Source organism: Streptomyces altiplanensis, from assembly GCF_053591575.1.
In genome coordinates this window covers 1-10494 of sequence record NZ_JBSFUB010000156.1, presented here as the reverse complement: position 1 = coordinate 10494, position 10494 = coordinate 1, and the positions used below count along the sequence as shown (strand labels likewise).

Here is a 10494-nt window from a genome sequence, read left to right as displayed (position 1 = left end):
CGGTCAGCCGCAGCCGGTAGAGCTTCGCGATCAGGTCACCAACCAAACGACGCGTCCACAACTGGCCGACCAGGCCCACGTCACACGGCCGGTGATCGAGCACCGCCTGGCGCACCGCAGCCTGCTCGGCCTCGCCCAGCACCTGGTGAACTCCGACCGGGCGGTGCGATCTCTCGGTTTCGTGTCGGTGGGATGAGTGACAGTGGCGGCTCCGCTCGGCGATGGATGCGGGCGCAGGTCAGGGTGAGGTTCTGCTGTTCGTGCTCAATGACAGGAAGGTGAGAGAACGGTGCCTGTTCACTGCCATCTGGTGAGAGATCCGCAGGTCGTGCAGTGGCACGAAAGCGAGAGATCGCAGTCGCGGCCGTCATCGGTGCGTTCTACCGTCCTCTGCGGCATGCGGTACCGCGCTCCATGCCCGGGCAGGGCGAATGACACCGTCCGGTCGCGAGGGTCCGGCCCAGTGAGCCGGTGGTCCGGCTCCGTACAGGACCACTGGAGAAACCCTGGACGGAGAAGTCCTAGCCTTCGCCGCTTCGCTGCCGTCGCCGATGCAGCCTGCGTGGGGCGTCCGGGTCCCCGGCTTCGGCGGCCAGGCGGGCCAGGCGCTCCGCGCCCCGGCGGTCACCGGCCCGCTCTCGTTTCTCGGTGAGGCTGTTCAGCGCGTCCGTGTTCCCCGTGTCGGCGGCCAGCCGCGCCAGGCGCTCGGCGCCGTGCCGGTCCCCGGTGCGCTCCCACAGGTCGGCCAGTTCCCGCAGGGCGTGCCGGTCCCCGGCTGCGGCGGCCAGCCGGGCCAGGCGCTCGGCGCCCTCTTGGTCCCCGGCCCGTTCCCGTATCCACGCCAGCGTGGTGTAGCAACGCGGGTTTCCGGCGTCGGCGGCCAGTCGGGCCGTCTCCTCCGCGCCGTGGCCGTCCCCTGACCGCTCCAGCATTTTGACCAGGGCGTTGCAGGAGCGCTTGTCCCCCGCGCCGGCCGCGAGTCCGTAAAGGCGCTCGGCGCTCGCGGTTTCCCCGGTCCGCTCACGTTCCCGCGCCAGCCTGCGAAGGGCGCCCGGGTCGCGCGCTTCGGCGGCCAGGCGGGCCAGACGTTCAGCGCCCTGCCGGTCCCCGGCCTCCTCCCGTTTCTCCATGAGGCTGCGCAGAGCGTCTGTGTCTCCGGCGCCAGCCGCCAGCCGCGCCATCCGCTCGGCGCCCTCTTGGTCCCCGGCCCGTTCCCGCAGCCACGCCAACGCGGCGCAGCCGCGCGGGTCTCCGCCGTCGGCTGCCAGCCGGGCCATGCGATCGGCGCCCTGCCGGTCCCCGGTCCGCTCCCGCATTTCGGCCAGCATGGTGTGAACATCGTGGTCACCGGCGGCTGTGGCCAGCTCGGCCAGGCGCTCGGCGTCGTCGCCCAGATTCCTTGCCTCGGCCTCCCGGCTGAGCCGCGCCAGGAGGCCCGCGCCCTCGGCGTGAGCGGCCGCGGCGTCCCAGAACGACTGGGGAGGGACGGCGTGTTCCCGGACGGTGCGGCCGTGGGCGTCGAGGTAGTCGGCCAGACGCGAGACGCCCGGCCGTGCCCCCATCCCGTCGTGCCGGGGTACGGGCTCCAGCGCCGCAGCAACACGCTGCACCCGGGCACGGGCGTCGGCGAGAGCGGACGTGAACCAGCCGGGGCCCGCCTCGGTGCGCTGCTCGTCCGTGAGGTATCCGGAGGCCGCGTCGCGCAGGAAGCCGTCCGGCAGGGGTGCGTCCCATCCCAGCCGGCAGGCGTCCATGGCGGCACTGACCAGGGCGCGCGCGTAGCAGGCGGGCGGCTCCTGGGCGCATTCGTAGCGGTCCGCGAGCTGAAGGCCGGCGGCGAGGGTCTGGGTGATCTTGCCGTCCCGAGACGCGTGCAGGGCGGCCGTCAGTGCGGGGTCCTCATCGAGACTGTCCAGCGCCCGCAGGTCCCGGGCATCGAAGGCGGGCGGGACGCGCACCACGGCGGTGGCACGATCCAGCAGTGCACGGGCGTGGCAGTGCGGGTCGGCGCCGCCGGCGGTGTGGTCTTGCGGGGGCGTGGTCAGGTCGGTGAAGGCGGCGTCCCAAAGGGTGGCTACGACGATCACGGGGCCGGGCTGATCCAGCCGGGAGAGCATGCCGGCCGCGAGTGTTTCTCCGTCACGCCCGGCCAGCAGCTGGTGTACGTCGTCGAGCCACAAGACAGTACGTGGCGCGAGCGCGCGGGCCGCCAGTACCTCTAGAGCGCTTGATGCCGTACGGGGAAACACCAGGTCCCACTCCGCCAGGCTGCCGACGTGCCGGACGGCTTCGTACGCGGCACGGGTCTTGCCCGTGCACGAGCTCCCGCGCACCACCACGAGCACCGCCTCGGTGCCCTCGGCCGCCGTACGCAGCGCCGCACGCAGCTTCTGGTCGTGGAAGCGCTCGATGTACGCCGGCAGCACGAACTCGTGGGTGTGCGAGCCCACGCCGGAGATGGACGGGTGAACGCGCAGCCGGGCCGCCGTCCATCGGCCGAGGCGCTGGGGCAGGTCGGTCAAAGACGCACACCTGGCCTGGGCTTCGGCGGTGGCCAGGTCCGCAGCCGCCTGCCGGCCCGACCGCGCCCGCTGGGCTTCCCGGACCCTTGCCCGGTTGATCGCGCCGTGCAGCTCCCGCCACCGTCCGGGATCGAGCAGCGTCGCGGCGTCGCGGACGCCACTGTGGGCAGCCGCCTGTCCGATCAGGGCTATCACGCCGGCCAGGGTGTCCACGTCCGCCGGAAACGTCCTGCCACTCAGCCAGTTGTCGATGGTGTTGTGAGAGCGCTGGGCACGGTCCGCGAGTTCGCGCAGGGAGGGGCGCACGGGCGCCGGTAACCGCCGGCGCAGTTCCTCCACGCGCCTGAGCTCCTCGGAGAACGCTTCCTCGAGCGCGGCCACGCTGCCGTCATCGGTCATCAGCCGCCCGGCCTCCCCTCACCAACGGTTCGGTGCGCCCATCGCAAGGCGCACCGGGTGGCCGCCAGCCTAGGCCCGCCAACTGCCCGTTCTCCACACCGTCCGTACAACTGCGGCCGGGGGGTCGATGGACAGCCCGGTGGACAGGCGCACTGAGAGCGTCCGCATTCCACCGCGTCTCTCCCGGAGTCAGTGATGACCGTTTCCCGTCTCCTGGTCGGCCTGCTGGCCACGCAGGCCGTCACCACGCTGTTCATCTGCGCGACGGCCGCGACAACAGTCCTCGTGATCGTCCGCCACGCCCTGCGCGATACTCCGCCCCGGCACCGCGCCGCCATTCTGCGCTCGGTCGCCGAGATCGCCCGTGCACTGCGGGGACGGCCGTAGTGGGCGTGGGTGACGCGGGTTCAGCGGGGGCGCCGCGTTCTGCCGGAGACGGGGAACCGGCCAACGTGGCCCGGCGGGGCTCTCCGCGGCGCGTGGCGCAGGCGGCCATCCAAGAGAGCGCCACCGCCGGACAGGTTTCCCCTGCGTGGCCCCCTGCCAGTCCGTATTTGCTATGCGCACCAGCGCGTGCTGATTCGGCTCTACCAGAGGTTGCGGACAGGGGCGTCGGCTCCGAAGGCACGCTGCGAGCTCGGGGCGTCGTCGCGGCGGGGCCGCAGTAGGCCCCCATTCCCAGCGGTGACGCGGCGGCCGAGACGAGTTCCTCGGCGCCGCCTACAGCGACCACGACCTGGTCGTGTTCCTCGAAGGCGCCGGCGTCGCCGACCCCGAGGCCATCCTGGACGACCCGCAGTGGGTGGAGTGGCGTGGCGGCCCCGCCCACCAGTTCCACGCCGCCTGACGGAGGCGGTGGGGCCGGGCGCAGCATGTGCGCTCGGCCCCACCGTTGGTCAGCTGGTTTTGTACGTGGGGGCTGACACCACTTGTTGCTCAGAGCGGGGAGCGCCCGGTTTCGCCGGAGGACGATGTCTCTGAGTTCTGGCAACGCCCGGGGGCTTGCGGTGGGAGCATGCATGTGCTTCGCGGGACGAGGCTGCGATGGCGCCACCGAAGTCCAAGGTCGACTTGTACGCGGCGATCCGCCGTGACGCCCGGGCAGGGTTGTTGTACCCGGCCTTGATGCGCGAGTACGGAAGAAACCGTGACCGCGCGGGACCCGCCTGGATGCCTGCAAGCCGTTGGTCGACGAGATGCTCCGGTCCGACGACCACAGGTCGCCCAAGAGGCCGGCCGCGGGTGGTGCGCGCTTCATTTCGCAGTCCTGCAGGCCGTAGGCCGAGGCGGAGGGACTTCGGTGTCCGGCCGCGCCACGCTGGCCCGCCTGCAGAAAGCCGTCGACGGTCTTGGACTGTCGCTGCCGCGCCGGCAGGTGGCGTTGCGGGATGTGCTGGTATCAGGGCATGGACAACAAGCGGCGCGTGCTGATCGTCGCCTACGACGGTGCGCAGATTCTCGACATTGCCTGTCCCAGTGGCGCGTTGGACATCGCCAACCGGTACGGTGCCGAGCCGCCGTACTCCATCGAGCTGGGGACCCTGGGCCGTCGGGTCGCCCGTAGCTCGGCGGGGATCCTGATGGGAGCGGGGCAGGGGCTGGAGACGGTCGCGGGGCAGTTGGACACCCTGTTCGTGGTGGGCGGCATCGGCTGTGAGGACGCGGCGTCGGACGAGCCACTACTGGGCCAGGTGCGCCGACTGGCCGGAGTCAGTCGACGGGTGGCTTCTGTCTGTACCGGCGCCTATGTGCTCGCCGCCGCCGGACTGCTGGACCACCGGCGGGTAACGACTCATTGGGGGTGGGGGAAACAACTTGCCGAGCGTCACCCCGCCGTGGCCGTGGACGTTGCTCCTCTCTACATACGCGACGGCAACGTCTACACCTCGGCCGGGGTCACCAGCGCACTCGACCTGACGCTGGCGCTGATCGAGGACGACCACGGGCCGACGCTGGCTCGTGCCGTCGCCCGAGAACTCGTCACGCACCTGCACCGGCCAGCCGATCAGGCGCAGATCTCCATGTTCCTGGCCGCTCCGCCGCCGGAGAACCGGCTGGTGCGGGACCTGGTGTCCCATATCGCCGGTCATCTGGCCGAGGACCTCACACCCGCCACCCTGGCAGCGCGGGCGGGAGTCAGCCCTCGGCACCTGACACGCCTGTTCACCGCGCACCTCGGTACGACTCCGGCACAGGCCGTACGCGTGGCGCGTACCGAAGCAGCGGCGCGTCTGGCGCGGTCCAGCGGACTGTCCATGGCGGCGGTCGCCCGTCGCTGCGGTTTCGGGTCGGCGGAGACGCTGCGGCAGGCGTTCCTGGACCACTACGGGGTCACGGGGGACAGGATTCGCAGGATGCCGGACATGCCGGCTGCGCGCGTCGCGCCGAGGCAGAAGACTGCCGGGCCATGAGGCATTCGACAACACGCAGAAACGTACTCCGGGGGACCGTGGCCACGGCCGCGCTCGCCGCCACGGCTGCGGCCCCGACCGGGGCGCACGCCGTTCCGCGGGGCGGCGCGGGACCGAACATCGGAATCCTGCTGTACGACGGCTACAGCCTGCTGGACCCGACCGGTCCGGCCGAGGTGCTGTCCCGGCTGCCGGACGCGACCGTGACGATGATCGCCGAGCGGCGTGGCGCGGTCCGCACAGACACGGCAGACGTGGCCGTGGTCGCTGAGCAGTCCATCGACGAGGTGGACCGTCTCGACGTCCTCCTCGTGCCGGGCGCGGGCAACCGCGGCACCGTCGCGGCGATGAACAACGAGGCGCTCCTGCGCTGGATCCGCCAGATCCACCGGCACAGCCAATGGACGACCTCCGTGTGCACCGGCAGCATCATCCTCGCCGCGGCCGGGCTGCTGGACGGAAGGCGGGCGACGACCTACTGGGCTTCCGCCGAATACCTCCAGTCCACGTTCGACGTGACCTATCTGCCGCAGCGCTACGTACGCTCAGGGAAGATCATCACTGCGGCCGGGGTGTCGGCGGGAGTGGACATGGCCCTGTATCTCGCCTCCCTCATCACAGACGACGGCACGGCCAAGGCGATCCAACTCGCCGTCGAATACGACCCCCAGCCCCCCTTCGACTCCGGCAACGCCGCCGTCGCCAGTCCCCAACTGAAGGAAAAAGCACTGCAGTTGCTGGCCGCCTCGCAGGTGTAGCCGAAGCCGGAGCCGCTGAGCGGACAGGCACCGCCCGCTTCACCGCCCGCAGGCCCGCAGCCTGGATCGGTTACGGCCTCCGGTGTTGTCACTTCTCATCGACATTTTCGACCTGAGTGATCGCTAAGTGCTGCCGGAAACCGTCGACAAATGTTGTCAGCTCCAACCTGCAAAACCAGTCAGCCGATCAGCTTGTGCAGCACGGGAATGCTGCCTCCAGCGGCCACCAGGCTCGTCGCGACGGCCGCGGGCACGGACTTGTCGTGGAGGAACATGAGGCCGCCCATGACGAGGCCGATGACCGCGGCCGCCAGGAACACCACGGCGGCGTGCACCGACAGCAGCGGGGTCTCCGATGGCACCCTTGCGCTGGCCGGGCCGGGCGGTTCGGGTCGGGCGGGTATGGGGGAGTGCGGGTGCGGGTCCCGAGACATCGGGAGTCTCCTACGAGGCGGAGGAACAGAGACGGCGGACACCTGTGGTGGTGTCGTCCGCACGGGGGTGGCGCGCGCCTCGCGGTCGGCGGTCCTGCTGCGGCTCTCTGGAGAGCGTTCCTGTGGGGCTTCGGCCCGACCCAGGGTGGGCGTGTTCAGCGTAGCGGCGATCGGCGCGGGTGTTGCCCCGGATGCCTGGCGGGTGGTCATCGGTACTGCTTCCGGTATGAGTTCGACATGGCGGGCGGGACAGTGACAGGACTCAGGTGCTTGCGTCTCGTCCTGGCGGGCACGGCTCCTTCACCCCGTAGGGCCGGAAGCCGGGACCCGGACAGCAGCGGCCGGGAGGAAAGATTCCGGGGCACGACGAAGGCCCGGACACCTGGCCCGGGCCTTGCACTGTCGAAGTCCTCTAGCGGGTCGATTGCCAGTAAGGGAGTCGGAGACCTTCCGTCTACTCGTGCTCCCCACGAGAGCGGTTGGCGACCCAGTCCGGATCGCGTACGGGCGCCGGCGCCTGCGTCTCGGTCGCCGGGGCGCGCATGACGCACCAGCTGGTGCGCGGCGCGGTGACGGCGTGGACCAGGATGATGATCTGCGGGTTTTTGTCGGTGGTGGTTCGGCATTGTGAGGTCAGTGCGTAGGTGCGGAGTCTTTGCTGTTCAGTGGGTTGTTGTGAGTGGTTCGGGTGGTGACATGGATGCCGATCTGGCGCTGACGTTTTTGGTGACCGGCCAGGTCAGTTGGTTGCCGGTCGGTAGGAACCGGATGGCGGTGCTGGCCCGGTACGTGCTGGGGTCGAAGGCGGCGCTGCTGGAGCGGGCGGCGGAGCCCAGGCGCACGGCGATGCTCACCGCGGTGATGCGGCACTTGGAGGCGAATACCCGCCCAGGCGGGTGGGCGCCGGCTGATGCCGGTCGAGCAGGGCGCCGACTTCCGCCAGCCGCCCGGTGAGCCCGAGCCCGCACCCGCCCCGGCCCGACGTCCGCTCGCCCCCGGCGGCCTCACCTTCTCAGACCCGGACCGCCATATCTGAGCGCTACCACCACGGGTTGCGCCACGTCCAGGACCAGCTCACCACCTAGCCCCACCGCCCGGTGTGCCAGCGCCTCCACCTGGACAGTGGTCGTAGCCGGCCCGGCTCCCGCCTCGGATACCGTGTTCCTCTACGGGGTGCCATAACGGATGTGACGCCCCCCACCGGAGGTAGTCAGCGTATGAGTTCAAAGCGCAGCAAGAATCCAGCCCTGCCCGTACTTGACGATGCATTCCGACTCGCGTCGGTCAAGGACGCCGAAGAGTCCACCCGTGACTTGGCCGCGCGGCTGGCCACCACCGAGCTGCGCCGCGTTTCCCACCCGGGCCGGGTCACCTGGGAGCCCACCGATCAGGCCGAGCCCGTACCGGTCCCGCCGACTGTGGTCGACGGTGAGGGGGACCTGTGGCTGCGGGACCGGGGCACTGGCACCTGGACCATGCCCGAGTTCAACCCGAAGGAGTTCCCGGCCCGCTGTGGCGAGGTTCTGACGTGGAACCAGCTTGCCCGCGAGTTCGGCCCGCTGACCGGACTGGCCGACGACCGCCGCATCGGCGGCGGCCGGCGCTGACCGCGCAGCCTTCTGGGATGACCGCGCCCCTGAAGCGCCCGTTACGGGTAGCTGGGAGCTCCAGCTCACCGCCGAGCTCGACGATGGCGGCGAGCAGGTGAGCGTGGTGGTGGCGTGTGACGGCCTCGAGCAGCGTGGTGCGGGCCTGGCGCCACCCGATGTCCCCATGAGGCACGCAACCGCATACGGGCAGCGGGCCGGGTACGTGCCACGCGGCGTACCGGCCCCCTCCTGCAGGGGCCGGTACGCCACAACCCGGCTTCTGTACTCCCGCCCCCGCCCTACTCGTGCGGGAGCTGTCGGCTGATCTCGAGAGCCTGGCGCAGGGCGAGGAGGGAGGGAAGGCCGGCGTCCTCGGTGAACTCCTCCAGCAGCACCCCGATCCGGTGGTCGTGTCCCTCCCGGACGGCTCTCACGATCTCCTCGATGGCCCGGCACTGGCCCGGTGAGGGCAGAACATGCATTCCAAAGCCCCCTTGGCAACGGCGGTGCCGGCGGCACCGGCGGCGGCGCCACACTCGGCGGCACCGGCGGCAAGGGCGGTGTAGGCGGCGTCGGCGACGCGGCCAGCCCGGTCTGCCCGGGCAAGCCCGGCTGTCGTGGCTCGTTCAATCTGATCGGTGTCCGGGGTGTTGAGCTGGTCTGATCAGTTGGCTGGTTGGGGCTGGCGGCGTGCTCTGTGTTGGCGAGGGGCTTGACGTTGCTTGCGGGCTGGGGCTGGGCGGGGTCTGTGAGCTGTGGGTTTCCTACTTCGGGGTGGCCGTAGGTTCGTTGGTCAGTTCTATTGGTTGGCCGGTCAGTTTCGTTGGGCGGCTGTTGTAGCTGATCAGGGGTGTGGGTTCGTGGATGCCGAGGGTGGTCAGGAGGTGTTGTTGGTGGGGGTGGAGCTGGTTCCAGGCGCGTTGCTGGGTGCGGATCCATTTGGTGGTGGTGTCGGGGAAGGCGTGGCCGGCGGTGTGGTGGGTGTGGGCTTGGTGATAGCTGTGGTTCCAGGAGGCCCGCCAGGGTGGGTTCCACCACGGGTCGAGTGCGGTGAGCTGTGTGTCGTGGGGCCAGGGCCGGCCGGTGCGGCGTAGGTGGGCGACGGCTCGTTTGCGCTGCTCGTACAGCCACCAGCCCAGGGGGAATCCGTCGTGTTCGGTGGTGTAGTGGGCGGTGCCGAGTCCGCCGTGAGTGTGTGCGTAGGAGCGGGCGTAGGGCAGGCCGCCGTCGATGGATGACGAGACGGTTGTGGGGCGCGACCGGCTGGCGCCGGTTCTGCGGCGCGTGCGTGTTTCCTGCTGGGGGCGGGCGGCGTGTGCGTCCTGGGGTGTTATGCCGAGGTCGGTCAGGAGTTCCTGCTGGCCCGGGTGGAGGTCGTCATAGTTGATGCACTGGGTGAGCAGCCATCTGATGGCGGCTGGAGGGAGTCCGGGGAAACCTGCGGCCGCGTTCAGAGCGTGGCCGTGGCTCTCGTTTCTGACGGCATGGTAGGTGATTTGCCATGGTAGGCCCCAGGATGGGTTCCACCATGAGTCAAGGACGTCGAGGGCCTCGGCGCGACGGTGGGGGAGTCGGCCGTTGGCGGCCCGTTTGCGTTGGTGGGCGAGCCATGTCCCCAGCTGGTAGCCGTGGTGGTTCGCGCTTCTGGGCACGGCAAGGTGTCCGTGTCGGGCGGCGTAGGAGCGGGCGTGTGCAAGGCCGGTGTCGAATGATGCTTGCTGGGTGACGCGACGGGGCCGTGCGGTGCAGGAGTTCGCGGTGGTGATGCCGAATTGCGCGAGCCTGTGTTGCTGCCCCGGGTGGAGGTTCTGGTAGGCGACGCACTGGGTGTAGAGCCACTGCCCAGTCCAGTCGGGGGTGCCGGGGAAGCCTTGTGCAGGGAGGAGTTTGATTCCGTTCTCTACGAGTTTGCGGGCGGCGCGGTGGTTGATCTGCCAGTCCCCGTTCCACGGTGGGTTCCACCATGGGTCGATGGCGGCCAGCAGCGGGTCGGCCGGGTAGGGCGCGGCGAACTTGGCGGTGTGAAGGCTGGCCTGGTGCCGCTGGCGGGCCAGCCAGCTTCCGACGGGGAAGCCCTCGTGCCGGTCGGAGGGCGATGCATTGAGGTCGCCGTGCAGTGCCGCGTAGGAGCGGGCGTAGTAGAGGCCGGTCTCCAGGGACGGCCTGTGGGTGGCGGGGTTGGGGCGGGCGGTTGCGACAGTCTGCTCAGTCAGTCCGACGGCCGCGAGCTGGCGGCGCTGTTCCACTGCCAAGCCGGGGTAGGACACACATTGGGTGTATAGCCATTGAGCGTTTTCAGCGTTGACGCTCCAGGGTGAGGACGGCAGCGGCGATGACCGTCATGCGGTTGGGGCTGCAGCGGGCTCTACGGAAGACGCGCC

9 protein-coding genes and 1 pseudogene are annotated in these 10494 nt (G+C 70.3%); 5 read left to right on the top strand and 5 right to left on the bottom strand.

Going from position 1 to position 10494, the window contains the following annotated elements; translation table 11 throughout:
- Nucleotides 1-521 precede the first annotated feature (521 nt).
- Nucleotides 522-2921, bottom strand: coding sequence for a tetratricopeptide repeat protein (locus tag ACWD0Y_RS34650; protein ID WP_450264235.1), 2400 nt, complete (start codon nt 2919-2921; stop codon nt 522-524).
- A gap of 195 nt (nt 2922-3116) precedes the next feature.
- Between ACWD0Y_RS34650 and ACWD0Y_RS34645 the strand changes: the two genes are divergently transcribed.
- The 3 genes from ACWD0Y_RS34645 (at nt 3117) to ACWD0Y_RS34635 (ending at nt 6090) form a co-directional block, all read left to right on the top strand.
- Nucleotides 3117-3308: a hypothetical protein gene (locus ACWD0Y_RS34645; protein ID WP_450264234.1), complete on the top strand. Its 192-nt coding sequence runs from the start codon at nt 3117-3119 to the stop codon at nt 3306-3308.
- Nucleotides 3309-4345: 1037 nt separating this feature from the next.
- Nucleotides 4346-5332, top strand: a complete 987-nt coding sequence (locus ACWD0Y_RS34640; RefSeq protein WP_450264236.1) for a GlxA family transcriptional regulator — start codon at nt 4346-4348, stop codon at nt 5330-5332.
- On the top strand, nt 5329-6090 hold the full coding sequence (locus ACWD0Y_RS34635; RefSeq protein WP_450264233.1) for a DJ-1/PfpI family protein: 762 nt from the start codon (nt 5329-5331) through the stop codon (nt 6088-6090). The genes ACWD0Y_RS34640 and ACWD0Y_RS34635 overlap by 4 nt, the downstream gene beginning before the upstream one ends.
- Nucleotides 6091-6269: 179 nt before the next feature.
- Here the strand turns inward: ACWD0Y_RS34635 and ACWD0Y_RS34630 are convergent, their stop codons facing one another.
- Nucleotides 6270-6452, bottom strand: coding sequence for a hypothetical protein (locus ACWD0Y_RS34630; protein ID WP_450264232.1), 183 nt, complete (start codon nt 6450-6452; stop codon nt 6270-6272).
- Nucleotides 6453-7220: 768 nt separating this feature from the next.
- On the opposite strand from ACWD0Y_RS34630, the gene ACWD0Y_RS34625 reads away from it, so the two are divergent.
- Both ACWD0Y_RS34625 and ACWD0Y_RS34620 read left to right on the top strand, forming a co-directional pair.
- Nucleotides 7221-7478, top strand: a complete 258-nt coding sequence (locus ACWD0Y_RS34625; RefSeq protein ID WP_450264237.1) for a hypothetical protein — start codon at nt 7221-7223, stop codon at nt 7476-7478.
- 263 nt (nt 7479-7741) lie between these two features.
- Nucleotides 7742-8131, top strand: coding sequence for a hypothetical protein (locus ACWD0Y_RS34620; protein ID WP_450264231.1), 390 nt, complete (start codon nt 7742-7744; stop codon nt 8129-8131).
- A 281-nt stretch (nt 8132-8412) separates the two neighbouring features.
- On the opposite strand, the gene ACWD0Y_RS34615 is transcribed toward ACWD0Y_RS34620, so the two are convergent.
- The 3 genes and pseudogenes from ACWD0Y_RS34615 to ACWD0Y_RS34605 form a co-directional block, all read right to left on the bottom strand.
- Nucleotides 8413-8595, bottom strand: coding sequence for a hypothetical protein (locus tag ACWD0Y_RS34615; protein ID WP_450264230.1), 183 nt, complete (start codon nt 8593-8595; stop codon nt 8413-8415).
- A gap of 282 nt (nt 8596-8877) precedes the next feature.
- The gene (locus tag ACWD0Y_RS34610; RefSeq protein ID WP_450264229.1) at nt 8878-10380 is read right to left on the bottom strand and encodes a helicase associated domain-containing protein; all 1503 of its coding nucleotides are present in this window, start codon (nt 10378-10380) and stop codon (nt 8878-8880) included.
- Nucleotides 10381-10408: 28 nt separating this feature from the next.
- A pseudogene (locus ACWD0Y_RS34605) lies at nt 10409-10494 on the bottom strand (IS5/IS1182 family transposase); the annotation flags it as partial.

What these genes read in the sequence shown, in the direction of transcription:
- ACWD0Y_RS34650 (WP_450264235.1), bottom strand. Translation starts at nt 2,921, where the DNA reads ATGACCGATGACGGCAGCGTGGCCGCGCTCGAGGAAGCGTTCTCCGAG.
- ACWD0Y_RS34645 (WP_450264234.1), top strand. Translation starts at nt 3,117, where the DNA reads ATGACCGTTTCCCGTCTCCTGGTCGGCCTGCTGGCCACGCAGGCCGTC.
- ACWD0Y_RS34635 (WP_450264233.1), top strand. Translation starts at nt 5,329, where the DNA reads ATGAGGCATTCGACAACACGCAGAAACGTACTCCGGGGGACCGTGGCC.
- ACWD0Y_RS34625 (WP_450264237.1), top strand. Translation starts at nt 7,221, where the DNA reads ATGGATGCCGATCTGGCGCTGACGTTTTTGGTGACCGGCCAGGTCAGT.
- ACWD0Y_RS34620 (WP_450264231.1), top strand. Translation starts at nt 7,742, where the DNA reads ATGAGTTCAAAGCGCAGCAAGAATCCAGCCCTGCCCGTACTTGACGAT.
- ACWD0Y_RS34615 (WP_450264230.1), bottom strand. Translation starts at nt 8,595, where the DNA reads ATGCATGTTCTGCCCTCACCGGGCCAGTGCCGGGCCATCGAGGAGATC.